General features: G+C 71.1%; 19 protein-coding genes. 11 read left to right on the forward strand and 8 right to left on the reverse strand.

Translation table 11 applies throughout. The features are described 5' to 3' along the window. Positions 1-96 precede the first annotated feature (96 nt). From H566_RS0115185 to H566_RS0115200, 4 genes are all read right to left on the reverse strand, one after another. On the reverse strand, positions 97-1,986 hold the full coding sequence (locus tag H566_RS0115185; protein ID WP_051378844.1) for a potassium transporter Kup: 1,890 nt from the start codon (positions 1,984-1,986) through the stop codon (positions 97-99). Positions 1,987-2,398: 412 nt separating this feature from the next. Beyond that, positions 2,399-2,839, reverse strand: a complete 441-nt coding sequence (locus tag H566_RS0115190) for an acyl-CoA thioesterase (protein WP_028312103.1) — start codon at positions 2,837-2,839, stop codon at positions 2,399-2,401. A 5-nt stretch (positions 2,840-2,844) separates the two neighbouring features. Next, entirely contained in the window at positions 2,845-3,414 is a 570-nt protein-coding gene (folE, locus tag H566_RS0115195) for a GTP cyclohydrolase I FolE (RefSeq protein WP_028312104.1), read from the reverse strand. A gap of 251 nt (positions 3,415-3,665) precedes the next feature. Then, complete coding sequence (locus tag H566_RS0115200; RefSeq protein WP_028312105.1) at positions 3,666-7,166, reverse strand: pyruvate carboxylase; 3,501 nt, start codon at positions 7,164-7,166, stop codon at positions 3,666-3,668. Positions 7,167-7,555: 389 nt separating this feature from the next. On the opposite strand from H566_RS0115200, the gene H566_RS25505 reads away from it, so the two are divergent. Next, positions 7,556-9,463, forward strand: coding sequence for a glycoside hydrolase family 17 protein (locus H566_RS25505; RefSeq protein ID WP_051378821.1), 1,908 nt, complete (start codon positions 7,556-7,558; stop codon positions 9,461-9,463). On the opposite strand, the gene H566_RS0115210 is transcribed toward H566_RS25505, so the two are convergent. Further along, the gene (locus tag H566_RS0115210; protein ID WP_028312106.1) at positions 9,376-9,774 is read right to left on the reverse strand and encodes a hypothetical protein; all 399 of its coding nucleotides are present in this window, start codon (positions 9,772-9,774) and stop codon (positions 9,376-9,378) included. The genes H566_RS25505 and H566_RS0115210 overlap by 88 nt on opposite strands. Before the next feature lie 197 nt (positions 9,775-9,971). Here H566_RS0115210 and H566_RS25510 point away from each other — a divergent pair, with 197 nt between their 5' ends. Further along, on the forward strand, positions 9,972-12,620 hold the full coding sequence (locus H566_RS25510; protein ID WP_051378822.1) for a glycosyltransferase: 2,649 nt from the start codon (positions 9,972-9,974) through the stop codon (positions 12,618-12,620). A gap of 89 nt (positions 12,621-12,709) precedes the next feature. Here the strand turns inward: H566_RS25510 and H566_RS0115220 are convergent, their stop codons facing one another. Continuing rightward, positions 12,710-13,186, reverse strand: a complete 477-nt coding sequence (locus H566_RS0115220; RefSeq protein ID WP_028312107.1) for an AtaL-like protein — start codon at positions 13,184-13,186, stop codon at positions 12,710-12,712. A 389-nt stretch (positions 13,187-13,575) separates the two neighbouring features. On the opposite strand from H566_RS0115220, the gene atzF reads away from it, so the two are divergent. The 5 genes from atzF to H566_RS25520 all read left to right on the forward strand — a co-directional run bounded on the left by atzF (position 13,576) and on the right by H566_RS25520 (position 19,870). Next, positions 13,576-15,741: an allophanate hydrolase gene (gene atzF / locus H566_RS25515; RefSeq protein ID WP_084545147.1), complete on the forward strand. Its 2,166-nt coding sequence runs from the start codon at positions 13,576-13,578 to the stop codon at positions 15,739-15,741. 115 nt (positions 15,742-15,856) lie between these two features. Beyond that, the gene (locus H566_RS0115230; protein WP_028312108.1) at positions 15,857-17,269 is read left to right on the forward strand and encodes an AtzE family amidohydrolase; all 1,413 of its coding nucleotides are present in this window, start codon (positions 15,857-15,859) and stop codon (positions 17,267-17,269) included. Positions 17,270-17,408: 139 nt separating this feature from the next. Next, positions 17,409-17,804 carry an oxalurate catabolism protein HpxZ gene (gene hpxZ, locus H566_RS0115235; RefSeq protein WP_028312109.1) on the forward strand — a complete coding sequence of 132 codons (396 nt, stop codon included), beginning with the start codon at positions 17,409-17,411 and terminating at the stop codon, positions 17,802-17,804. Between the two features lie 174 nt (positions 17,805-17,978). Continuing rightward, positions 17,979-18,710, forward strand: a complete 732-nt coding sequence (locus tag H566_RS0115240) for a GntR family transcriptional regulator (protein ID WP_028312110.1) — start codon at positions 17,979-17,981, stop codon at positions 18,708-18,710. Positions 18,711-18,733: 23 nt separating this feature from the next. Then, positions 18,734-19,870, forward strand: a complete 1,137-nt coding sequence (locus tag H566_RS25520) for a hypothetical protein (protein WP_051378823.1) — start codon at positions 18,734-18,736, stop codon at positions 19,868-19,870. Positions 19,871-19,883: 13 nt separating this feature from the next. Here the strand turns inward: H566_RS25520 and H566_RS0115250 are convergent, their stop codons facing one another. Further along, the gene (locus tag H566_RS0115250) at positions 19,884-21,044 is read right to left on the reverse strand and encodes a methyl-accepting chemotaxis protein (protein WP_028312111.1); all 1,161 of its coding nucleotides are present in this window, start codon (positions 21,042-21,044) and stop codon (positions 19,884-19,886) included. Between the two features lie 184 nt (positions 21,045-21,228). Then, on the reverse strand, positions 21,229-22,395 hold the full coding sequence (locus H566_RS25525; protein WP_169732543.1) for an MFS transporter: 1,167 nt from the start codon (positions 22,393-22,395) through the stop codon (positions 21,229-21,231). Between the two features lie 411 nt (positions 22,396-22,806). Between H566_RS25525 and H566_RS25530 the strand changes: the two genes are divergently transcribed. The 4 genes from H566_RS25530 (at position 22,807) to H566_RS25535 (ending at position 25,650) form a co-directional block, all read left to right on the forward strand. Beyond that, positions 22,807-23,268 carry a CidA/LrgA family protein gene (locus H566_RS25530; protein ID WP_051378825.1) on the forward strand — a complete coding sequence of 154 codons (462 nt, stop codon included), beginning with the start codon at positions 22,807-22,809 and terminating at the stop codon, positions 23,266-23,268. After that, positions 23,265-23,990, forward strand: a complete 726-nt coding sequence (locus H566_RS0115265; protein WP_028312112.1) for an LrgB family protein — start codon at positions 23,265-23,267, stop codon at positions 23,988-23,990. The genes H566_RS25530 and H566_RS0115265 overlap by 4 nt, the downstream gene beginning before the upstream one ends. A 212-nt stretch (positions 23,991-24,202) precedes the next feature. Beyond that, entirely contained in the window at positions 24,203-24,568 is a 366-nt protein-coding gene (locus H566_RS0115270) for a response regulator (RefSeq protein WP_028312113.1), read from the forward strand. Further along, positions 24,565-25,650 carry a sensor histidine kinase gene (locus tag H566_RS25535; protein ID WP_051378826.1) on the forward strand — a complete coding sequence of 362 codons (1,086 nt, stop codon included), beginning with the start codon at positions 24,565-24,567 and terminating at the stop codon, positions 25,648-25,650. The genes H566_RS0115270 and H566_RS25535 overlap by 4 nt, the downstream gene beginning before the upstream one ends. Positions 25,651-25,680: the final 30 nt, after the last annotated feature.

Genomic DNA, 25,680 nt, shown 5'->3' on the forward strand with positions numbered 1-25,680 from the left:
CGGCGTGCCCGGGCCGAGGACGGCGCGGACACGAGGCCCGGCAGGGCGCCGGGCCGGCGGGCGGCGGCATCGCGCCGCGCCGCGCCCGCCGCGCGCTCAGATGTCGATCTGGCTGCCCAGCTCGACCACGCGGTTGATGGGGATCTTGAAGAAGTCGGTCGCGAGCGCCGCGTTCGACTGCATCCACGCAAACAGCTTCTCGCGCCACATCGCCATGCCGGGCATGGACGTGGGCACGACGGTCTGGCGCGACACGAAGTAGGACGTGTCCATGAGGTCGTACTCGAAGCCGAGCTTGCGCGCGGCGGCATGCATGATCTCGTCCACGTCCGGGTCTTCCTTGAAGCCGTAGCAGGCCTCGACCCGTGCGAAGCCCTGCTGCATCGGCGCCACCGTCACGCGCTCGTCCGCGATGGTGTGGGGCACGTCGAGGATGCGCACCGTCAGCAGCAGCACGCGCTCGTGCAGCACCTTGTTGTGCTTGAGGTTGTGCAGCAGCGCGGCGGGTACCGCGTCGCCGATGCTGGTCATGAACACCGCCGTGCCCTGCACGCGCGGCGGCGGCCCGGCGGCGATGGCCTCGACGAAGGCATCGACCGGGATGCTCAGCTCGCGCAGACGCTCGAACAGGATCTGCCGGCCGCGCTCCCAGGTGGCCAATACCGTGAAGGCCGCCGCGCCGATCACGAGCGGGAACCAGCCGCCGTCCGGGATCTTGATGGCGTTGGCGACGAAGAAGCTCAGGTCGAGCAGCAGGAACACGAACACCAGCCCGCGCGCGTACAGCTTGCGCACGCCCCAGACCCGGCGCAGCACCACGTACACGAGGAAGCTCGTCATGCACATCGTCGTCACCACCGCGATGCCGTAGGCCGAGGCCAGCGCCGACGAGCTCTTGAACATCAGCACCAGCGCGATGACGCTCACCAGCAGCGAGTTGTTCACCAGCGGCACGTAGATCTGGCCGATCTCGCGCTCGTTGGTGTGCTGGATGCGCATGCGCGGCAGGTAGCCGAGCTTGATGGCCTGGGCCGTCATCGAGAACGCGCCCGAGATCATGGCCTGCGAGGCGATCACCGTCGCCACCGTCGAGAGCAGCACGAGCGGCAGCGTCGCCCACTCGGGCACCGACAGGAAGAAGGGATTGCGGATGGCCGCCGGATGCTCCAGCACCAGCGCGCCCTGGCCAAAGTAGTTGAGCAGCAGACCTGGCATGACGAGCACGAACCAGCCGATGCGGATGGGCCGCGCGCCGAAGTGGCCCATGTCGGCATACAGCGCCTCGGCGCCCGTCAGCACCAGGAAGACCGAGCCGAGCACCAGCACCGACGCGAAGCCATGCTCATGCAGGAAGGCGATCGCATGCCAGGGCGCGATGGCCACCAGCACCGACGGATGCTCGATGATGTTGAAGATGCCGATCACGCCGAGCGTGGTGAACCACAGCACCATCGCCGGCCCGAAGAAGCGGCCGATCACGGCCGTGCCGTGCTTCTGGATCGCGAACAGGAAAATGATGATCGCGATCGTGATGGGCAGCACCCAGCGGTGGAAGCCGGGCTCGACGATCTCCAGCCCTTCCACCGCCGACAGCACCGAGATCGCGGGCGTGATCATCCCGTCGCCGTAGAACATCGACGCGCCCACGAGGCCGAGCGCCGCGAGCGCCCAGCGCGTGCGCGGCTGGCCTTCGGTGCCGCGCAAGGCGAGCGCCGCCAGCGCGAGCACGCCGCCTTCGCCGCCGTTGTCGGCGCGCATGACGAAGATGACGTACTTGACCGAGACGACCAGCACCATCGCCCAGAACAGCAGGCTGAGGATGCCGTAGACGTTGGCGGTGCTGAGGTCGATCCCGTGCTCGGGATTCATGCATTCCTTGAAGGCGTACAGCGGGCTTGTGCCGATGTCGCCGAACACCACGCCGAGCGCGGCGAGCAGCAGCGGCGCGAGCTTGCCCTCGCCGTGATGACCGCCGGGTTCATGCATCTGCACCGGGCGGGCGCAGGCAAGCTGCTCCGAGGACGTGGGCACCGGATTGCCGTCGGACGCCGTGACGCTGGCGGTGTCGGCGCGCGGGCCGCGTTCCGAAACTGACATGGAAGAGTCTCCTGATCTGGTCGCCGGCGGGCGTGCCCGGCCGGTTCAGCGCGGATTGTGCTTTCCAGCAGCCTTTCCGCCCGACGACTGAAACAAGGATTGTCTGCCTCGCCGCGCGAGCCGCGCATGCCCCCGTTGCGCCCGGCGCGAAGCCAGCATGCGATTGCCGATGGGCGGCGCCGACGTAAGGGAGGAGAAGGGTTGAGCGCGGCAGGCGGCGCCATGCGGACCCGCCTCGCCGGTCGAGCGGGCCGCCGGCGCCATCCGCCGCGCACGGGCGGTGGGTGGAAGACGGCGCCGCTCAACGCAGCCGCAGCGCCTCGAATGACGCGCGCAGCTCGTCGGGGATGGGCATCGAGCGGCGCGTCTCGACATCGATGAGCACCATCACGTTCTCGGCCGTCGCGGTGCAGCGGCCGTCCTCGAACACGCCCTGCACGATGGTGAGCGAGCTGCGCCCCACCGCCGACACCGCGCTGCCCACCTCGACCGTGCCGGGCCAGTGCATCTCGGCGCGGTAGTCGATCGCGAAGCGCGCCAGCACGAACACGCCGCGCTCGGGCCGCAGGTCGGCGCCGACCAGATCCTTGAGGAAGTGGGCGCGCCCCGTCTCGCAATAGGCCGCCGTCGCCAGGTTGTTGATGTGGCCGAGCTTGTCGGTGTCCGAAAAGCGCAGCGTGTCCTGCGACCAGTGCGGATAGCGGTCGCGGTTGGCCAGATCGGCGGGCGAGGGCGCGCTCATCGGCCTCAGGCCTTGCTGTTGACGAGGTTGAGGAACTCGGTGCGCAGCGCGAGGTTGGTCTGCAACTCGCCCAGCAGCGCCGAGGTCACGGTTTCCTCGCCCGGCGTGCGGATGCCCCGGCTTTCCATGCACAGATGGCGGCAGCGGATGACGACGCCGACCGAGCGCGGTTGCAGATGCTCCATGAGCGCATTGGCGATCTGGATCGTGAGCCGCTCCTGCACCTGGAGCCGGCGCGCGAACACCTCGACCAGCCGCGTGAGCTTGCTCAGCCCGACGATGCGGCCCTTGGGCGTGTAGCCGATCGCCACCTGCCCGAAAAAGGGCGCGAGGTGATGCTCGCAATGGCTGTACACCGGGATGTTCTTTACGACGATCAGCTCGTTGTATTCCTCGGCGCCGTCCTCGAAGACCTTTAGCACCTCGCCCACGTCGGCGTCATAGCCGGCGGTCCAGTCCTTCCAGGCCTTGGCGACGCGATGGGGGGTTTCGAGCAGGCCTTGGCGGTCGGGGTCCTCGCCGATGCTGCGCAGGAAGCGCCGCCAGTCTTGTTCTGAGAAATGTTCGTGGGACATCCCGCGCTCTTTCATGTCTTTGGGTGTTTCTGACTCGGGCCAGTCTAGACCCTCGGGGGCGGCGGGAGTTTCCAAGTCCCCGCTTCCGGCAGGTCTCGGGCGATTGAATTTCCCGATGGCGGCGATGGGCACCGGCTGCCGGCAGCATGAAAAAGGGCGGCTGCCCGTCGGCAAGCCGCCCTTCATCCGCGCCCGCTGGACGGGTCTTGCGACCCGCAGGCGGACATGCCGGTGCTGGTCGGCGCGTCAGCTCATGCGTACTCGACTAGCAGGTCGCGCGCCGAGATGGTCTCGCCCGACTTCACATGCACGGCCTTGACCGTGCCGTCACGGTCGGCGCGGATCTGCGTCTCCATCTTCATCGCCTCGATGGACACGAGCGGATCGCCCGACTTCACGGCCTGCCCCGGCTTGACCGCGACCATCACCACCATGCCCGGCATCGGCGCGGGCACATGGGCGGCGTTGCCCGGATCGGCCTGGACGTGGCGGTTGGCCTTGGCGGCGCCGGCCTTCTCGATCTTGAGCACGCGGGCCTGGCCGTTGAGCTCGAAGAAGATCTTCGTGCCTTCGCCGTCCTCGCTCGGCGCCGTGCCCTGCATGCGGATGATCAGCGTCTTGCCCGGATCGAGGTCCACCGAGATCTCGTCGCGCTCGGCCATGCCGTAGAAGAAGGTCGGACTCGGCAGCACGCTCACGTCGCCGTACTGGCGCTGGTGCTCGGCGTAGTCCTTGAACACCTTCGGGTACATCAGGTAGCTGGCGAGGTCGGTGTCGCTCACGAGGCGGCCGGCGGCCTTCTCGGCGTCCTTGCGGGCGGCGGCGAGGTCCACGTCGGGCAGGGTGTCGCCGGGTCGGTAGGGCTCGGGCGGCTCGGCCTTGAGCACCTTTTCGGAAATTTCGCGCGGGAAGCCGTCGGCCGGGAAGCCCAGCTCGCCCTTGAACAGCGAGATGACCGAATCCGGGAAGGCAATCTCGCGGTTCGGGTCGAGCACGGCCTTGGGCGTGAGGTCGTTGGCGACCATGAACAGCGCCATGTCGCCGACCACCTTGGACGTGGGCGTGACCTTGACGATGTCGCCGAACAGCCGGTTCACGTCGGCATAGGCCTGCGACACCTCGGGCCAGCGCTGGTCGAGGCCCATGCTGCGGGCCTGCTCGCGCAGGTTGGTGTACTGGCCGCCGGGCATCTCGTGCTTGTAGACGTCGCTGGTGCCCGAACGGATCTCGCTTTCAAACGGCGCGTAGATCTTGCGCACGCCTTCCCAGTAATGGCTGATGGCCTGGAGCGAGTCGCGGTCGATGCTCAGGTCCTGGCAGGGGTCCTGGGGCGTGCCTTCGAGCGCGGTGACGATCGAGCCGAGGTTGGCCTGGGAGGTGAGGCCGCTCATCGAGTCGAGCGCGCCATCGACGGCGTCGGCGCCGGCCTCGATCGCCGCGAGCACCGAGGCGGCCGCCGCGCCGCTCGTGTCATGGGTGTGGAAGTGGATCGGCAGCCCGGTCTCTTCCTTGAGGATGCGCACCAGCTCCTTGATCGCGCGCGGCCGCGCGACGCCGGCCATGTCCTTGATGCCGAGGATGTGCACGCCGGCGGCCTGCAGCTCCTTGGCGATGCGCACGTAGTACTGGCGGTTGTACTTGCGCGTGCCGTCGAACAGGTCGCCCGTGTAGCAGACCGCGCCCTCGCAGAGCTTGCCGGTCTCGCGCACCGCGTCGATCGCGACGCGCATGTTGCGCACCCAGTTGAGCGAGTCGAACACGCGGAACACGTCGATGCCTTCCTTCGCCGCCTGCTGGACGAAGTAGCGCACCACGTTGTCGGAATAGTTGGTGTAGCCGACCGCGTTCGAGCCGCGCAGCAGCATCTGGAACAGCACGTTCGGCACCGCGGCGCGCAGCTGGGCAAGGCGCTGCCACGGGTCTTCCTTGAGGAAGCGCATCGCCACGTCGAAGGTGGCGCCGCCCCAGCATTCGAGCGAGAACAGGCCCGGCAGCATGCGCGCGTAGTAGGGCGCGATGCGGGTCATGTCGATCGTGCGCATGCGCGTGGCGAACAGGCTCTGGTGCGCGTCGCGCATCGTCGTGTCGGTGAGGAGCACGCGCGGCTCGTCCAGCATCCATTGCGCGAAGCCCTCGGCGCCGAGGTCTTCGAGCAGCTGGCGCGTGCCGGTGGGCGGCGGCACGGTGAGGTCGCAGCCGGGCAGGCCGCGCGGCATGACGATGTGGGCGTGCGACAGGTCGGGCTTGGCGCGGCCCTTCATGTCGGGCTGGCCGTTGACGATGACCTGGCCCACGTAGCCGAGCAGCTTGGTCGCGCGGTCGCGCCGCTTCTTGAACTTGAACAGCTCGGGCGTGCTGTCGATGAAGCGCGTGATGACCTGGCCGGAGACGAAGTCCGGATGGTTGATCACGTTCTCGACGAATTGCAGGTTGGTCGCCACGCCGCGGATGCGGAACTCGCGCAGCGCGCGGTCCATGCGGGTGATGGCCTCGCGCACGCTCGGCGCCCACGCGGTCACCTTCACGAGCAGCGAGTCGTAGTAGGGCGTGATGACCGCGCCCGGATAGGCCGTGCCGCCGTCGAGACGCAGGCCGAAGCCGGCCGCGCTGCGGTAGGCGGTGATGCGGCCGTAGTCGGGCGTGAAGCCGTTCTCGGGGTCTTCGGTGGTCACGCGGCATTGCAGCGCATGGCCGTTGAGGCGGATGTCTTCCTGCTTCGGCACCGGGCAGGGCGGGCGGCCTTCCGTGCCGACGAGGTCGCCGATCATCGCGCCTTCGCTCACGCGGATCTGGCTCTGCACGATGTCGATGCCGGTCACTTCTTCGGTGACGGTGTGCTCGACCTGCACGCGCGGATTCACCTCGATGAAATAGAAGGCGCCGGTGTCGGCATCCATCAGGAACTCGACCGTGCCCGCGTGCGTGTAGCCGACGGCGCGGCCGAGCTTGAGCGCGGCTTCGCACAGGCCCTGGCGCTGTTCTTCCGTGAGGTAGGGCGCGGGCGCGCGCTCGACCACCTTCTGGTTGCGGCGCTGCACCGAGCAGTCGCGCTCGAACAGGTGGACGAGGTTGCCGTGCTTGTCGCCGAGCAGTTGCACTTCGACGTGGCGCGCGCGGCGCACGAGCTTTTCCAGGTACACCTCGTCATTGCCGAAGGCGCCGGCGGCCTCGCGGCGCGCGACCGGCAGCTGCGCTTCCAGATCGGCCTCGGTCTCGATCACGCGCATGCCGCGCCCGCCGCCGCCCCAGCTCGCCTTGAGCATCACCGGATAGCCGACGGTCAGCGCCGCCGCCTTCGCACCCTCGATGTCGAGCGGCAGCGGATCGGTCGCGGGCATGACGGGCACGCCGGCGGCCACCGCCGCATTGCGCGCCGCGACCTTGTTGCCGAGCGTCGTCATCACTTCGGGCGTCGGCCCGATGAAGATCAGCCCCGCCTCGGCGCAGGCGCGCGCGAAGTCGGGGTTCTCGCTCAGGAAGCCGTAGCCGGGATGGATCGCATCGACCTTCGCCAGCTTGGCGATGCGGATGATGTCGTCGATGTCGAGATAGGCCGCGAGCGGCTTTTTGCCCTCGCCGACGAGATAGCTCTGGTCGGCCTTGAAGCGGTGCAGCGCGAAGCGGTCTTCATGCGAATAGATCGCGACCGTGCGGATGTTGAGCTCGGCCGCCGCGCGCATCACGCGGATCGCGATTTCGGAGCGGTTGGCGACGAGGATGGACTGGATGCGTCGCGTCTGGGGCGCGTTCAAGGGGGTCTCCGGTGGTGGGGCGTGGGTGGGCTCGCGGCCGTGCGTAGCCGTATGTCTCGGCATGTTTCACGAATGGTAATGCGACGTATGAGGCCGGCAGATACCGCATCACGGAAATCAGCTTCGTAATTCGGATTGCGGAAAACACGTAGCGGCCGGGGCGGATTCGCGTTCGGGTGAATGCGGATGGCGGCTGTGGGCTTGATGGCGGGCGGGGTTAGGCGCGGTGCGAGGAGCAGGCCGGGCGGACCCGCGAGCTACCGAAGGCAGCGAGGGCAGCCGGCCTGCAAGGCCGGCCGCGCCAGTCGCCCCCCGCCCCGCCTTACCTCCACCGACCGCCGTCCCGTCAGGCACACTCCGCGCGCCCCAACCCCTCCTCCGCAGACCTCATGCCTTCGATCCGCCTGCGCGTCTTCCTTCTCCTGCACCTCGCGGCCCTGCTCGCAGTGCTTGCCTATGTCTGGCATACCAACCGCCTCATTGACGTGCCGCCGTTCGCGCGCGAAGCCGGCGAGAAATTCCAGTGCACGTCCTACGCGCCCTACCACAAGCCCGGCCAAACGCCCTTCGCCAAGGGCTTCGTCGTGCCGCCCGAGCAGATCGACGAGGACCTGGCGCATCTGTCGGAGATGTTCGGCTGCGTGCGCACCTACTCGGTCGATCAGGGCCTCGACAAGGTGCCGGAATACGCGCGCAAGCACGGCATGAAGGTGCTGCTCGGCATCTGGATCGGTCAGGAGGAAGCCAAGAACCAGACCGAGATCGACCATGCGATCGAGGTCGCCAATGCCAACGCCGACGTGGTGAGCGCGATCATCGTCGGCAACGAGGTGCTGCTGCGCCGCGACCAGCCGGAGTTCCGCCTCAAGGGCTACATCGATTACGTGCGCGAGCGCACCAAGGTGCCGCTCACCTATGCCGACGTATGGGAGTTCTGGCTCAAGCATCAGGCGATGGCGCCGGCGGTGGACTTCATCACCGTCCACATCCTGCCGTTCTGGGAGGACATCCCGGTTCACATCGACGACGCGATTCCGCATCTGGACGAGACGATGGCCAAGGTCGAGGCCGCCTTTCCGGGGCGCGAGCTGATGATCGGCGAGGTCGGCTGGCCGAGCGAAGGCCGGCGCCGCGAAGGCTCGGTGCCGAGCCTCGTGAATCAGGCGACCTTCGTGCGCGCGCTCGCCGCGCATGTGAAGGAGAAGGGCTGGCGCTACAACCTGATCGAGGCGATCGACCAGCCGTGGAAGCGGCTGAGCGAGGGCACGGCGGGCGGCTACTGGGGCTTCTACACGGTGGAGCTGGAGCGCAAGTTCGGCTTCGACGGGCCGGTGGCCAACCGGCGCGATGCGGAGCAGGTGGCGATCAGCGCGGCGATCGGGCTGGCGCTCGGGGCGTCGCTGCTGCTGGGCGGGTTCAATGCGGCGCGGCGCTTGCGGCGTGATGCGGGTGGCAGCGCGACGGGCGTCGGGGCTGACGCGGCCGGTTCGGCGAGCGCGGCCGAATCCGGCGTCTCCGGCGCGCCCGCGCCGCTCGCGCTCGCCATCGCGGGCGGCGCCTTCGGTGCCTTCGCCGGCGCGATGTTCTGGCTCCAGTACAGCCATGCGCTGCTCGCCTACCGCAATCCGATGGAATGGCTGAGCCTCGGCGGCGTGATGCTGCTCGGCCTGCTGCTCGGGCTGGTGACGGCCCAGGCGCTTGGTCAGGCAGCGAGCGGCGTGGACGAGGCCACGCTCGCGGCGCTGGCGCCGGGCAGCGCGGCCGGGCCGGTCACGCCCGATTTCGGCATCGGCGGCGCGTCCCAGCACGCGGCGCAGATGGCCGCCGGCGGCCGTGCCGAGTCGGCGCCGCTGCCGGTCACCGGCATGGTCGAGGGCATGCGCGCGCGCACGCCCTTGCAGATGGTGGCGCGGCTGCGCGCGCTGATCCTGTTCGGCGGCGCGGTCGGCGCGCTGCTGCTCGCCACCGATCCGCGCTACCGCGACTTTCCGTGGGAGCTGTACGGCGTCGCGGCGCTCGAATTCGGTCTCGCGCTGCCGCTCGCGCTCGGCGCGCGCTGGCCGCGCATGAGCCGGGCCGAGATCGGCTTCGGCCTGCTCATCGCCGTTTGCGGCGTGGTGCGCTGGGTGATCGAGCCGAACAATCCGGTCGGCTTCGGCTGGATGACGGTGTGCCTGCTGCTCGGCCTCGGCGGCCTGGGCGGGCCGGCTCAGGCGAGGGCGTGGCTCGCGGGCGCGTCGGGCGCGCGCAGCACGGCCGCCATGCCGAGCACCGCGCCCACGGCCGACAGGTCGTAGCAGTACAGCACCAGGCCGGCGGCGCCGATCGCCATCGCGATCCAGCCCAGCGCCGGGCGGCCGAACGCAAAGCCCAGCGCGCCGGCCGCCAGCGCCAGCCAGCCGAGCCGGTTCTCGATGAAGAACAGCGGCAGCAGCGCCCGCGCCTCGCAGGCCGCGCCCTCGGCCTGACGCGCGCAGGCCACCGCCAGCTCGTCGTTCTGCATCAAGCCGTAGCGCACGGCGCAGGCGGCGGCGATGACGGCGCCGATCACGGCAAGGGCGCGCCACGGGAGCTGGCGCAGGCGGGCGGGCGAAAAGGGCGAGGGCATCGGGGGTTTCGGGCGGGTTTCAGGCCGATACAAAGCGGCGGTGACGGGGATGGACGGCAGCGCAACATGCGCCCGCGTCCGGTTGCGATGGGCGGCGCGATTGTGCCGAAAGCCCTGCTTTATAGTCGCAACCCGCCGTAAGACGGGGCCTGCACGCTGCCCCGCCGCGACCTCGTCACGAGACCCGTCACACCCTCATGAATCCCTCGATTCCCAAGCCGCGCAGCCGGTTCCGCCGCGCGGTGACTGCCTTCCTGATCGCCGCAATCGTCGCGGCCGTCAACTTCGGCATCTGGGCACGCCTCAACCGCGACGCCGTCTTCCCCGACTACGACTCCGGCGAGATCCGAGGCTTTGCCTACAACGCCTACCGGCGCGACCAGAGCCCGTTCACCAAGGTCTATCCGAGCGACGAGGAGATCGAGCAGGACGTCAAGCAGATGGCGACGCAGACCTCGCGCCTGCGCCTGTATTCATCGCTCGAACTGCCGCACATCCTCAGCGCCGCCGCCGACGCCGGCCTGCGCGTGACCACCGGCGCTTGGCTCGACCGCAACCTCGAACAGAACGAGCGCGAACTGGCCGCCGCCATGCAGGCCGTGCGCCGCTACAACAACATCGACGCGGTCATCGTCGGCAACGAGGCCCTGCTGCGCGGCGACCTGACGGTCGAGCAGCTCATCGACTACCTCGACCGCATGCGCCGCGCCACCAGCAAGCCGGTGACGACCACCGAGCCCTGGCACATCTGGCACAAGTACCCCGAGCTGGTGAAGCACGTCGACATGATCGGCGTCCACCTGCTGCCCTATCACGAGGGCGTGCCCATCGAGCGTGGCGTCGATCAGGCGCTCGACCGCTATTTCGAGATCCAGAAGGCCTATCCCAAGAAGCGCATCGTCATCGGCGAAACCGGCTGGCCCAGCAAGGGCCCGATCCTCGGCGCCGCCGTCCCGTCGATCGAGAACGAGGCGCGCTACATCCGCGAGTTCATGACCGTCGCGGCCGAACGCAAGCTCGACTACTACCTGATGGAGGCCTACGACCAGCCGTGGAAGGTGGATGTCGAAGGCTGGGCCGGCCCCTACTGGGGCGTGTACAACGCCGACCGCGAAGCCAAGTTCCCGCTCATGGGCAAGGTGCGCGAGGACACCAACTGGGTGAACAAGGCGCTCGCCTCGTCGCTCGTGGCATTTGTGTTCATGTTCATCGCGAGCTACAAGTTCAGCGACTTCCGCTGGGGCGGCCGGCTCGCGTTCAGCCTGATGGTGCAGATCTGCGTGACGGGCGCGGTCATCGCCATCGCCACGCCGGTCGATTACTACCTCTCGACCCGCGACTCGGTCGCGCTGTGGGCGCTGATCATGGCGTCGATGGCGACGGTGGCCGTGTTCCTGAGCAACGGCTTCGAGTTCGCCGAGGTCATGTACCGCAAGCACTGGAAGCGCCAGTTCAGCCCGCAGATACCGCTCGACGCGAGCCAGGAACCCTTCGTGAGCGTGCATCTGGCCTGCTGCAACGAGCCGCCCGAGATGGTCATCGCCACGATGGACAGCCTCGCCGCGCTCGAATACAGCAACTATGAGGTGCTCGTCCTCGACAACAACACCAAGGACCCGGCGCTGTGGAAGCCGCTGGAGCAGCGCTGCAAGGAACTGGGCCCGCGCTTCCGCTTCTTCCACCTCGACAACTGGCCCGGCTTCAAGGCCGGCGCGCTCAACTTCGGCCTCAAGCAGACCGATCCGCGCGCCGACGTGGTGGGCGTGGTCGATGCCGACTACGTCGTCACGCCCAACTGGCTGTCGAGCCTCGCGCGCCACTTCCTCGAGCCCGAGGTGGCCGTGGTGCAGGCGCCGCAAGCCCACCGCGACTACGAGACCCAGCCCTTCCGCCGCATGTGCAACTGGGAGTTCGACGGCTTCTTCCGCATCGGCATGCACCACCGCAACGAGCGCAACGCGCTGATCCAGCACGGCACGATGACGCTGGTGCGCCGCCCTGCGCTCGACGCCGTGGGCGGCTGGGGCGAATGGACGATCTGCGAGGACACCGAGCTGGGCCTGCGCCTGCTGGAAGCCGGCCTCGACGTGCGCTACGTGGACGAAATTCTTGGCCGCGGCCTGACGCCGAGCGACTTCGCCGCGCTCAAGAGCCAGCGCTTCCGCTGGGCCTTCGGCGCGATGCAGATCCTCAAGGGCCATTTCAGCCGCCTCATCGGCCGCGAGCCGACCAAGCTCAACCTTGCCCAGCGCTACCACTTCCTGACCGGCTGGCTGACGTGGTTCGGCGATGCGCTGCAGGCCGTGTTCGCGACCGCCTCGCTCATCTGGACCATCCTGATGCTGCATGCGCCGCGCACCTTCTCGCTGCCGGTGGTGTCGCTGATCGCGCCCGTCGTGGCGCTGCTGCTGGTGAAAGCGGTACTCGGTCCGATCCTTTACCGCGCCCGCATGAAATGCAGCTGGTGGGACATCTTCGGCGCCTCGCTCGCGAGCCTGGGGCTGTCGCATGCGATCGCGCGCGGGATCATGGCCGGGCTGGTCAAGCGCAAGGGCGAGTTCGTGCGCACGCCCAAGGGCTGGAAGGAGAAGGGCGGTCTGCTGTCGATGATCGCGCCCATCCGCGAGGAGCTGTGGTTCATGGCCGCGCTGTGGCTCGGCGCGGCGGTGCTCATCCACGTGCGCGGCCCGCAGAACATGGAAGCCAAGATCTGGGGCGCGATGCTGGTGCTGCAATCGCTGCCCTACATCGCGGCGCTGGGCTGCCAGATCGCCGCGCTGTGGCCGGACAGCAAGCCGGCGGAGACTCAGCCGGAAGCGGTGGGGACGGGGCAGCAGCCGGCGTGAAGGCGCTTGCCGCGTGAGCCGCTGTGGGCGGTTGGCGTATAACCCGCATTTCAAGGGCAGCTTCGGCTGCCCTTTTTGTTGCCGATGGATCAGTGCGCCAGCATCTGCCGGATGCGACTGACCATATCCAGATCCGCCGCCTGATATGCCTGTTCCCGCAGCCCCACCAGCATCGCGTCCGGCTCGGGCTGGCCCGCCGCCGGCTCGGTCTCGTACACACAGCGCAGGAAGAGCTGTTCCTCGTCCGGCGCCTCGATCGTCATCGTGAGCAGGCTGCGGCCGAAGGCGGCGCTCGCGAAGGCCTCGATGCGCATGCGCTGCTCGGGCTCGGCCACGACCATGTCGCTGACCTTGAACGGCCCGAAATCCAGCACCCGGCTCAACCGCCAGCCGCCGTCATTGCCATGCGGCACGCGTTCGCCGATTCGCGCGCCTTCGAGGCCGATGGCGAACTCGGCGGGAAATTCGGCCCGCCGCACCAGGCCGGCCCAGAGCTGGGCGCGGCTCAGCGGCTCGATGAGCGGGTTGGCGGGGTCGTTGATCTGGATGAGGTGTTCGAAGCGCATGGGCCGATGCTAACCGGCCGGGCCTCCCGACCAGGACCGCGCAGCGGTCCCATCAGCCGCAGCAACTTCACAAGGCACGAAGCGGGGAGGGCAGCGGGCGCGGGGCTTCTGGCGTGCCGAGCGAACGAGGTAGACGACGGCGAACCGCGCAGCGGTTCAGGGCTGCCTGTCTGAGCCTTGCCGCAGGCAAGGCGAGTTGGCAGCCCGGGCCGTCGGGCTACCGAAGGCAGCGAGGGCAGCCCTGCCCACCGGGCAGGGCCACGCCAGCCGCCCCGCGCCCGCTGCCCTCCCCGCTCCGCGCCGTTCCCTGAATGAAACAGCCAGCCCATTGGCACGCCCATTGCTGTCCACAAACTTGCATACAAGAACACCTTCGTGGAGCGAGCCCGATGCCAACCCCCGCCAGCCAGACCCGCCTTCCCCCCCTCGACCCGACGCAGGCCCGCACCGGCTACGCCTACATCACCCTCATCGAGCCGCCGCTCGCCGCCGATCCGCCCGTCACGCCCGCCGACGCCCCGCTCGCCGGCAAGCGCCTCGCCGTGAAGGACAACATCGATGTGGCGGGCGTGCCGACAACCTGCGCCTGTCCCGACTACGCCTACACGCCCGCGCACCATGCCGATGCAGTCGCGCGCCTTCTGGAGGCGGGCGCGGTCGTCGTCGGCAAGACCAACCTCGACCAGTTCGCCTGCGGCCTCAACGGCACGCGCTCGCCCTGGGGCGCGGTCGCCAACGCCTTCGACGTGCGCCATGTGTCGGGCGGATCGAGCAGCGGCTCGGCGGTCGCGGTCGCGCTCGGCGAGGCCGATCTCGCCTTCGGCACCGACACCGCCGGCTCCGGTCGCGTGCCGGCCGCGTTCAACAACCTGGTCGGCTTCAAGCCCACGGTCGGCGCCGTCAGCACGCGCGGCGTCGTGCCCGCGAGCGCGAGCTTCGATTGCGTGAGCGTGTTCGCGCCGACGGTGGCCGACGCCTGGGACGCGATGTGCGCCCTCTACGACGCCGATGCCCGGCTCGACGCCCGCCCGCTGCCCGCCGCGCCGCGCGTGTACGTGCCCGAGCTGCTCGACCCGACCGTCTGCGAGGCGAGCCGCGCCGGCTTCGCCGATGCGCTCTCGACGCTCGCCGGCCTCGGCTGCGAGCTGCAACCGCTTGACGACGCGCCGCTCGCCGAGGTCGCGGGCTGGCTGTACGAGACCGCGCTCGTGGCCGAGCGCTACGAGGCGATCCGCGATTTCTTCGACCGGCAGAGCGAATCGGTGATGGAGCCGGTGCGCGGCATCGTCGCGCGCGGCCGCGAGCAGTCGGCCGCCGACCTGCTCGAAGTGCAGGCCAAGCTGGCCGAGGCGCGCACGCGCCTGAACAAGCTCTGGGATGGCGCCGACGCGCCCGTGGCCCTGGCGGTGCCGAGCGCGCCCTTCCTGCCGACGATCGACCAGATGCTGGCCGACCCGGTCGAGCAGAACCGCCGCCTCGGCCGCTACACCAATTTCGTGAACCTGCTCGGCTGGGCGGCGGTGGCGGTGCCCGCGAGCATCCGCGCCGACGGCCTGCCCTTCGGCATCACGCTGATCGGCCCGGCCGGCGCCGACGCCCGCCTCGCCGAGCTGGCCCAGCGCTTTCATCACGCGGCCGACGCGCGCCATGCCCTGGGCGTGGGCGCGACGGGCCGGACGCTGCCGCAGGCGCGGCCGCTCGGCTGGCCGGCCGGCATGCCGGGGCGCGGCGAGATCGCGCTGGCCGTGGTCGGCGCGCATCTGACCGGGCTGCCGCTCAACTGGCAGCTCGTCGAGCGCGGCGCGCGGCTGCTGCGCACCACGCGCACCGCGCCGCATTACCGGCTGCATGCGCTGCCGGGCACGGTGCCGCCCAAGCCGGGCCTCGTGCGCGTGCCCGGCGCGGGCGCCGAGATCGAGGTCGAGGTCTGGGCGCTGCCCGAGGCCACCGTGGGCAGCTTCCTGGCGCTGATCCCGGCGCCGCTCGGCCTCGGCACGCTCGCGCTGGAGGACGGCAGCACCGTGCACGGCTTCCTGTGCGAGGCGCACGCGGTCGCGGCCGCGCCCGACATCTCGGTCTGGGGCGGCTGGCGCGCCTGGATCGAGGGCGGAAAGCTGCTGCCCGGCGACACCGCCGGCACGCAGCGCGAGGCCGAGGCGGGCGGCGACGCGGCGACGGCCTCGGCCGGCCCGGACGGCGCCGCCGTCGCGGGCTTGGCCGGCGCGGTCGTGCCCGGCCTTGCTACCGGCGGCCAAAGCGCCGATGCCGCTCCGGCCCCGGTCGCCGCCGTGCCGGTCGCCGATGAACTCGCCACGCCCGCCGCCGGCCCCGCGCCGGTGCCCGTGCCCGGCCTCGCGCCGGCCGTGCCCGACGCCACCGCCACCGCGCGCGCCAACGCCGTCAGCGCCGGGCTGATGCTCAACGGCTTCATCCTCGGCGCCGAGGCCGAAGCCCGCGTGCGCGCCCAGTTCGAGCTGATCGCCCGCCTCTACGACACGCTCGAAGACGAACCGCTCGACCCCGGCGACGAGCCGGCGCCGGTCTATCGCCCCTGACCGCGGCGCGCCCGGCCTGCGCGCCGGGCCTCGCCCCCGCCGTCGTCGCGCGCCGTGGCCGGCCCGTGCGACGGCACCCTCCGTCCTTCCCGTCTCACCGCACCGGAGCCGCGCCATGTCCGACGCCGACCGCCCCGACCCGTTCGCCAGCGCCCGCGACATCGCCGCCGCCGTCGCCTCCGGGCGCTGGACCGCCAGTGCCGTCATCGAGACCACGCTCGCCCGCATCGAGGCGCATGACCGCGCGCTCAACGCCTTCACCCTCGTGACCACGGCGCGCGCGCGGGCGGCCGCCGCGATGATCGACGCGCGCCGCAAGGCCGGCGAGAAGCTGCCGCCGCTCGCGGGCGTGCCCTATGCCGTCAAGAACCTGTTCGACCTCGCGGGCGAAGTCACGCTCGCGGGCAGCCATGTGCTCGCCGGCGAGCCACCGGCCGACCGCGACGCGGTGCTGGTCGAACGCATGGACGCGGCCGGCGCGATCTGCGTCGGCGCGCTCAACATGGACGAGTTCGCCTACGGCTTCACCACCGAGAACAGCCACGCCGGACCGAGCCGCAATCCGCACTCGCCGGCGCACTCGGCCGGCGGCTCGTCGGGCGGCTGCGGCGCGGCCGTGGGCGGCGGGCTGGTGCCGATTTCGCTCGGCTCCGATACCAACGGCTCGATCCGCGTGCCGTCGTCGTTCTGCGGCATCTGGGGCCTCAAGCCCACGTACGGCCGGTTGCCGCGCACCGGCAGCTATCCCTTCGTGTACAGCCTCGACCACCTCGGCCTCTTCGCGCGCACGGTGGAAGACCTCGCGCTCGCCTACGACGCGATGCAGGGCCACGACGCCGGCGACCTCGCCTGCGCCGAGCGCCCCGCCGAGCCGGCGCTCGCCCGCCTCGCCGAGGGCGGCGCGCTGCGCGTGGGCGTGCTCGGCGGCTGGTTCGCCGACCAGGCCGGCGAGCAGGCGCGGCGCGCGGTCGCGCTCGCGGCCGGCGCGCTCGGCGCCACCGAGACGGTGGTCGTGCCCGGCGCCGAGGCCGGCCGCGCGGCCGCCTTCCTCATCACCGCGAGCGAAGGCGGCGAGCTGCACCGGCTGCATCTGCGCGAGCGCTACGACGACATGGAGCCGCTGTCGCGCGACCGGCTCGCGGCCGGCGCCCTGCTGCCCGCCGCCTGGGTGCAGCGCGCCCAGCGCGTGCGCGCGCAATGGCGGCTGCGCATGCTCCAGGCCTTCGAGCGCTTCGACCTGCTGCTCGCGCCGGCCACGCCCATCCCGGCGCCGCGCCTGCCCTGCGAGACGGTGGTCATCAACGGCCGCACGCTGCCGGCGCGGCCCAACATCGGGCTGCTCACGCAGCCGATCTCCTGCATCGGCCTGCCGGTCGTGGCCGCGCCGGTCGAGACCGGCGACACCCTGCCGCTCGGCGTCCAGCTCATCGCCGCGCCCTGGGCCGAGGTCACCGCGCTGCGCGCCGCGCGCAAGCTCGAACAGGCCGGCATCGCGCTCGCGCGGGCGGTGCCCGAACCGGCGGAATGAGCGCGCCGCCCGCCGGTGCCGACTCGATGAGCATCCCGCCCGCCCGTACCGGCTGAATGCGCATGCCGCCCGTGCCGGCGGATGACGGACCGGCCAGACCCGCACCGCCAACCGCGCCTTCCCGCCCGAGGAACCCGCCATGTCCGACGCTCCCGCCTGCAACCTGCCCGACGTGCTCACCGAGGTGACGGCCGCCTTCGAGCGCTACGAGCGCGCCCTCGTCGGCAACGACATCGCCACGCTCGACGCGCTGTTCCACGCCGCGCCGACCACCGTGCGCTACGGCGCGACCGAGAACCTCTACGGCATCGACGAGATCCGCGCCTTCCGCGCCGCGCGTTCGCCGGCCGGGCTCGCGCGCCGGCTGCGACGCACCGTTATCACGAGCTGGGGCCGCGACTTCGCGGTCGCCAGCACCGAATTCATCCGCGAGGGCGATGACCGCATCGGCCGCCAGCAGCAGACCTGGGTGCGGTTTCCTGATGGCTGGAAGGTGGTGGCGGCACAGGTAAGCTGGCTGGCTTCGCCGGCCTGATGCGCGCCGGCCGAACGGTGGATGCGCCGCCATGGCCGGCGTCACCGTCGGTCCGCGCCCGCCGTCGCGGCGTCCGCGCGCGGGCCGCGCGACAGGGCCAGCGGCGCCTGCCGCGACCCACGGGTCGGCGGCCCACCGCGCATCGGCCCGCCGCCGCGCAGCTCCAGCATCGCCATGACCGCTTCCTCCCCGCCTTCCCCCCCGGTTGATCCGGCCGCCCCGCCCGCCAAGCTCTCGCGTGCCGACGAGGTGCACGCGCGCCTGCGCGACGACATCTTCGAATTCCGCATGCCGCCCGGCGAACGCTTTACCGAAACCCAGATCGCCGAACGTCTCGCCGTGTCGCGCACGCCGGTGCGCGAGGCGCTGATGCGGCTCCAGACCGAGGGCCTGGTGCGCGGCTACTTCCGCAGCGGCTGGGAGGTGGTGCCGATCGACTTCAACCGCTTCGACCAGCTCTACGAGCTGCGGGCGCTGCTCGAAGGCCATGCGGCCGAGGTCATCGCTGGCGCCGCCCCGCCCGAACGCGAGGCGGCGCGCGCCGCGATGCTCGACCGGCTGGCGGACATCTGGTGCCGCCCGCCCGAGGCGCGCGAGCGCGAAACATCGGTGCTGGCGCGGCTGGACGAGAGTTTTCATTCCGGATTGATCGAGGCGGCCGGCAATGCCGAGATCGCGCGCGTGCACGCCGAGGTGACGGACCGCATCCGCATCATCCGCAGGCTCGACTTCGGCTATGCCCAGCGCATCGCCGCCACCTATGACGAGCATGCGGCGATCGTGCGGGCGCTCCAGCGGCATCGCGGCGATCAGGCGGCGCTGCTGATCCGCGCCCACATCCGCCAGAGCCAGGCCGAGGTACGCAAGATCACGCTGCACCGGCTGCACAGCTTCGGCGCGCGCTGACCGGCGCAACCCAGGGATTTCGCATGGACAAGCTTGATCGGCGCGCGCGGCGCGCCCTGGCCGGCGGGCTGATGCTCGCCACCCTCGCACTCGGTGCCGGCGCGGCCGGCGCGGTCGGCACGGCGGCTCTCACGGGCGGCGAGTCCGCGCCGTCGGTCGCGCCCGGGCGCGGTGTCGATGCGCTGCTGCCCCAGGGCGGCGCAGTCGATCTGGCGCCGGCGCGCGCGCTCGCGGCCCGGCTCGCGGCCGAGCTGGCCGAGCGCTGCCCGCTCGCGCCGCCGTCCGACGTGGCCGCGCTCGATGCCTGCCGCAACGCGATGTTCCACGGCTCGGCGCTGCGCGAGGCGCTCGCGCCCGAGGTGCTGTGGGGCCGCGACGGCAAGTTTCCCGGCACGCCGCTGGCGGCCACCGGCCTCACGCGCTTCTCGCCCGAGGCGCTCACGGCCATGTACCTGCCGCTGTTCATGTTCAACGGCCGCTGGTCGGTCGAGTACGTGGCGACGGCGGGCCGGGCGCGCATCCGGCTGGAGGCGGCGTTCCGCAACCGGCTCGCGCCGGGCGAGTTCCCGTATCCGTTCTGGCATGACGCCTCGAAGTGGAGCGCCTACGAGAACACGCATGCCCTGCTGCTGTGGCTGACGCCGGGCCAGCCGAGCATTGAGGTGGCGCAGTTCACCTGGCGCGGGCCGGAGGCGGTCGGCGCGCGCATCGACCCGCTGCCGACGCCGGGCTTCGAGGGCCGCTGGATGTGGACCGACGCCGCCGGCCAGACCCAGCCCAAGGTGACGCTGTTCGACAGCCTGTACAGCCCGGCCAATCCGTTCAGGAAGCGGGTGGACGCGAGCTATCGCGGCCTCGCGCTGGCGCTGCGCGAGGGCGACTGCCTCGGCTGCCATTCGCCCGAGAACAAGGGCGGCATGCAGCGCCTGCTGCTGCTCCAGACGCCGCTGCACGCGGCCGGCAACATCGATGCGGTGCTCGATTCGGTGAAGCGCGATCGCATGCCGATCGACAACTACGGCAACGAGACGCCGCTGGCCGCCGCCGCGCGCCGCAAGCTCATCGCCCAGGGCGAGAAGTTCGCGGCCGAACTCAGGGCCGCGCGGGCCTGGGAGGCGGCGCATCCGGCCGCGCCGGCCAGGGTGGCGACGGGACAGTGAGGGTTGGCGCGGGTCAGTCTTCGCGGCCGAGGTCGTGGCGCAGATGGACCTGCGGCGGCGTGAAGCAGGCGCCGGCGCGCGCGGGCATGACGCCGGCCACGGGGCCGGGCGCGGAGGCGGCGGGCGCGTCGTCGGCCATGCAGGCGGCGCGCGCGGCGGCGTCGAGGTCGGCCAGCCGCTGCTGCCAGCGGCATTCATCGGCCATGAGGGTCGCGGCCTGGGCCAGCCGGCGCGCGTCCTCGGCCACGCTGGCGATGGCATTGCCCGGGCCGGCATGGCGCGCGGCCTCGACGGCGGCATTGAGCGCGAGCAGGTTGCCCCGGAAGGCGAGCGCCTCGACCGCGCCGGTGAAGTCGGCCGGCTGGGGCGGCGGCACCGCGCCGTGAGCGGCATTGCCGGCGGCCATCGCGCAGGCGCTGGCCATCGCGTTCGCCATCGCGGTGGCGCTGGCCTGCTCGACCGGGCTGCCCGAGAGGCGCAGCCGCTCCACCAGTTGCGCCAGCAGCCGGATGTCGGCCAGCGCGCGGCGCTCGACCACGAAGGCGATCGCAAGGCTCGGCAGCAGCGCCATGCCCAGCGCCACCAGCAGGCCGCGCAGCCAGCCCCGGCTCGCGGTCAGCACGGCGAGCGTGTCGTCATGGCCGACGGCGGCCAGGCTGTCGGTCAGCTCGACCGCGCGGCGTTGCAGCCGATCGGCCTGGCGCTCGGTCGAGGCCATGAGCGTGGCCAGCGTGGCGGCGTCGGGCGCGAGGCGGTTGTCGAGCAGGTCGTCGAGGGTGGCGCGGTAGGGCCGCAGATCGAAGCCGAAGCCGCGCACCACGTCGGCGCTGGCGGCCGGCAGGTCGGCCTCGTCGGCGAGGGCGGACAGGGCTTCGGTCGCACGGGCGAGGCCGGCGCGCGCGGCCTCGCGCGACTTGGCGAGATCGGCGGCGGGCTGGTCGGCGGCCAAGCCGAGCGCGACGCGGCGGGCGGCGGTCTGGCTGTCGGCCAGCGCCGGCGCCACGCTGGCGCCAAGCCGCAGCGCCGACAGGTTGCGCTCGACCGCGTCGGCGGCGTGCGCGGTTTCGTGGTCGAGCACGTGGAGGGCGGCGAGCGACACCGAGCCGAGCGCCGCTATGGCGACCAGCGGCGCGAGCAGCAGCTTGGCGCGCAGGGAGATTCGGGCGACGAGCATGGGAGTGGGGCTTGTTCTGGAGGTGGCCCCATCTTCGGTGCCGCGCCGCGCGTCCGGCGGGCGGAGCATGGCGGGTGGCGAGTGGCAATTCGCATCCGCCGTGCCCCTCAAGTTCCGGGCGCGGCTGCCGTCAGGACCGGGCTGGTCTGGCCTGATGCGCCGTCCGCCGGTCCCGCTGCCCGGCTCAGCCCGGCGCCCGCGTCGGTGCCCAGCGCGTCCACGCCAGCAGGCTGCCGCCCGCCTGCGCCGCCAGCACCATCGCGATCACGCCCTGCCAGCCGAAGTGCCGCCACAGCACGCCGCCCAGCAGCGCGCCCGCCGTGCCGCCCGCGTAATACACGGCGTTGTAGAGCCCCGAGGCCAGCGACCGCCCCTCGCGCACATTGGCCGCGACGAAGCTGATCGCCACCGTCTGCGCCACGAAGGTGGCCGTGCTGGCAAAGGCCAGCCCCACCATCACCCACAGGAAATCGGGGATGAGCGTGAGCACCGCCCCCAGCGCCCCGCCGCCCAGCGCCAGCACCAGCGTGCCCCGGTAGCCGAGCGGCCCGAGCAGCCGGTTGGTGAGCGGCGCCGCCATGAAGCCAAGCAGGTAGATGGTGAACACATTGGCCAGCGCCGCCGGCCCGTAGCCCCAGGGCGGCCCGGCCAGCAGCAGGTTGACGTAGGTGAACACGCCCACTTGGCAAAGCAGCACGCAGAAACCCACCGCGCAGGCCGCCAGCAACCGGCCGTTGCGCGCATGCCCGGCCAGCCCGCGCAGCGCCACGTTCACCTGCCGCCGCGCCACGAAGCGCCGTGACGCCGGCAGCAGCTTGAGCACCACCACGCCGCCCAGCGCATTGAGCAGGCCCAGCGCCACGAAGGCCGCGCGCCAGCCCGCCAGCTCCGTGATCTGCCCGGTCAGGAAGCGGCCGAGAAAGCCGCCCAGCACGCAGCCCGCCACATAGGCGCCCATCGCGGCGGTCATGCGGCCGTGCTCCAGCTCCTCGCCGATGTAGGCCACGATCACCACGGTGATGCCAGGGATGAACAGCCCCTCGGCAAAGCGCAGCGCCACCACCTGCGGCAGCGATTGCGCGAAGCCGATCGCGATGGTGGGCAGCGCCACCGCCAGCATCGACCCCGCCACGAAGTGCTTGCGCCCGAGCGCGTCCGAAACCATCCCCGTCAGCGGCGACAGCAGCGCCACCGCCATCACCGTCGCCCCGACGGTCGCGCCCACTGCCGGCGCCGAGGCATCGAAGGCCCGCATCAGGTCGGGCAGCACCGACTGGATCGAATAGACGTTGATGAAGGCGAACACGCCGATGAGGCCGAACAGCCAGCGCGCAGGGGAGGGAGCAGACATCACCGGATTGTCGCGCCGCGCCACGCTGCCGGTCGGTCGTGAAATCTGTGGATAAGTTTCTGAGCGATTGGGACCAAGTCCCGACCCGAGCCGAAACGGCCGGAATCCATCCTGCGCCATCCACAGAACCCGGCAGCGATTCACCGGGAGTTGTCAGTAGCCCCAAGTGCTTGAACCCAAAGCCGAAGCCGAAGTTATCCACAGAAACAGTGACCGATCATCATCAGCTTCAATTCAAAACTGAAACTGCTTCATAAGGACAACGACGCGCAAAAGCCGCCCCTTGCGGCAGTGTTGTGGCTTCGCGCCGGGCTGTAACACCGGCATGTCAGGCGCCGGGTATCGCCGGTTGCGGGCGGCATGCTTGCTGCCTTTTCGGCCCACCGGGCTTATCCACAGGAACGGGAAACGATGGTTGCCAGCCTTGTCGTGCTGCTCGTCTATCAACTGGTCGGCGAGGTCACCGTCCGCTTCTTCGGGCTCGATCTGCCGGGGCCGGTGCTGGGCATGGCGCTGCTGCTGCTCACGCTGATGGCGCGGCGGCGCCTGTCGGTGCCGTTCGCAAACACGACGCGCGGGTTGCTCGACCATCTCGGGCTGCTGTACGTGCCGGCCGGCGCCGGCCTGATCTCGCAGATCGACCGGCTCCAGGGCCACTGGCTCGGGCTGATCGCGACGGTGGTCATCAGCACGGTGCTGACGCTGGTGGTCTGCGGCTGGACGATGCAATTGATGATGCGATGGACCGGCACGGCGGAGGACGGCGGGTCGGTCGCGGGAACGGTGGACAACTCCGCGACGACAGCGGCCGCCGCGCCGGGCGGTCAGGCCGCCTCGCGCGCCGCCGGCCCGCTCCCCGGAGACCGCGCATGAGCACGACCCGCCTGTCCGAAATCTGGATCTACCTCGCGCCGACGCCGCTCGATGGCCTGCTGCTCACGCTCGGCGCCTATCTCGCAGGGCTGTGGATATTCGAGAAGTCCGGCCGGCGCGCCTGGCTCAATCCGGTGTTCATCGCGATCGGGCTGGTGATCGCGGTGCTCGCGGCCACGCGCACGCCCTACGCCACCTACTTCGAGGGCGCGCAGTTCGTGCACTTCCTGCTCGGGCCGGCGACGGTGGCGCTGGCGGTGCCGCTCTACGCCAACGTGCTGTCGGTGAAGCGGCTGGCCGTGCCGGTGCTCGTCACCGTGGTGGTGGGCGCGGTGTTCGCCACCGTGTCGGCGCTGGCGATCGGCTGGCTGTTCGGGCTCGACCGCACGCTGCTGCTCACGCTCACCACCAAGTCGGTCACGACGCCGGTCGCGATGGGCATCACCGAGCGCATCGGCGGCATTCCGTCGCTGGCGGCGGTGATGGTGATGTTCACCGGCATGAGCGGCATCGCCTTCGGCCTCGCGTCGCTGCGGCTGGCGCGCGTGAGGCTGCCGCAGGCGCTCGGCTTCGCGATGGGGCTGGGCTGCCACGGCATCGGCACCGCCGAATCGCTGCGCGTGAACCAGACGGCCGGTGCCTTCGCGGCGCTGGCGATGGGGCTGACGGCGATCGTCACGGCGCTGTTCGTGCCGGCGCTGGTGCGGGCGCTGGGCATCTGAGGGCGAGGCGGCTGCTTCGGCTTGCGCGGCCATGCGCGCCGGCGGGGACGCGAGCCGCGCGCTCCGAGGGCCGTTGCCGCGCCGCGGATGACGGCGCGCGCCGCCACCTTTCCAGCCGCCGCGCCGACGCCGCGCGGGCGCGCGTCGTGCATGCTTGCGGCTGAATGCGATCGATTGTCGATCGCGCCGGCCGCTGCGCACCTTCGCCGCCCATGTCCGCTCCGCACACCATCCTGATCGTCGAGGACAACGCCCAGATCCGCGACACCCTGGCCGACCTGCTCGCGGCGCCGACGCGCCGCGTGGTCGGCTGCGGCGACGGCCGTGGCGCCTTCGACTTCCTCGCGCGCTCGACGGCCGACCTGCTCGTGACCGACATCCGCCTGCCCGACATTTCCGGCCTCGACATCGCGCGTCATGTGGTGGCCGGCGCGCCCGACTTTCCGGTCATCGTCACGTCGGGCTATGCGCTGCCGCCGCTCGACTTCGGCCGCCGCGTGCACACGCTGCAGAAGCCCTTCGACATCGACGAGCTGGAAGCGCTGATCGACCGCCTGCTCGGCGTGAGCCCGCAATGAACGTCGTCGATGCCGAGGGCGTCGTCCAGGCCGTCCTGGCGCGGGTGGCGCGGGTGCGCGGCTCGGCCTGGCGCAGCTACGGTCTGAGCCTGCTGCTGTTCGGCAGCGCCCTCGGCATCCGCTTCGCGTGCGACAACGCGCTGCCCAACGGCTTTCCCTTCCTCACCTTCTTCCCGGCCATCGTGCTGAGCGCCTTCCTGTGCGGCTGGCGGCCGGCGCTGGCCTGCGCCTTTCTCTCGACGCTGTCGGCCTGGTACTGGTTCATCGAACCGCGCCAGACCTTCACGGTGAATGCGCAGTCGGGGGTGGCGCTCGGCTTCTTCATCGTGGTGGGGCTGGTGGACATCATCGTGATCGAACTGATGACCGACGCGCTCGGCCGGCTGCGCCGTGCCCAGGCACGCACCGACGAGCTGCTCGACCAGCGCACCGTGCTGTTCCACGAATTGCAGCACCGCGTGGCCAACTCGCTCATGCACGTGAGCACGCTGCTCGCGCGCCAGCGCAAGCGGCTCGCGCACAACGACGAGGCGGCGGCTGCGCTGGCCGACGCGCGGCTGCGCTTCGACGCGATGTCGCGCATGCACCGGCGGCTCTACGACCCGCAGGTGTTCGACCAGCCGCTGGCCTCGGTACTGGAGGCGCTGTGCGCCGACTTCCTGCTGGCCCAGGGCCGGATCGGGCTGCGCTGCGAGGTGGTGGCGGTGGACGTGCGCTTCGGGCTCGACCGGCTCACCACGCTGGCGCTGCTGCTGCTGGAGCTGATCACCAATGCCGTCAAGCACGGCTTCGGCGCCGAGGGAACCGGGCTGATCGAGGTGCATGTGACCTGCGGCGGCGATGGCTCGGTGGTGCTCTGCGTCGAGGATGACGGGCGTGGCGTGCCCGCCGGCTTCGATCCCGACGCCAGCGAGGGGCTGGGCATGCGCATCGCGGCCGGCCTCGCCCGCGCGCTCCAGGGCGAGCTGGAATACCGTCCGCGCACCGCCGGCGGCACGGCCGTGAGCCTGCGCATCCCGCTCACGGCGGAAGACCGGTTGCCCGCCAGCGAAGGCGGAACGGTGCCGGCGCTGGCGGGCTGAGGCGGCGAGCCATGCCAGCCGGCGCGGCGG

Origin of the sequence: Derxia gummosa DSM 723 (assembly GCF_000482785.1) — a bacterium.
In the GTDB taxonomy this organism is placed as follows: domain Bacteria; phylum Pseudomonadota; class Gammaproteobacteria; order Burkholderiales; family Burkholderiaceae_E; genus Derxia; species Derxia gummosa.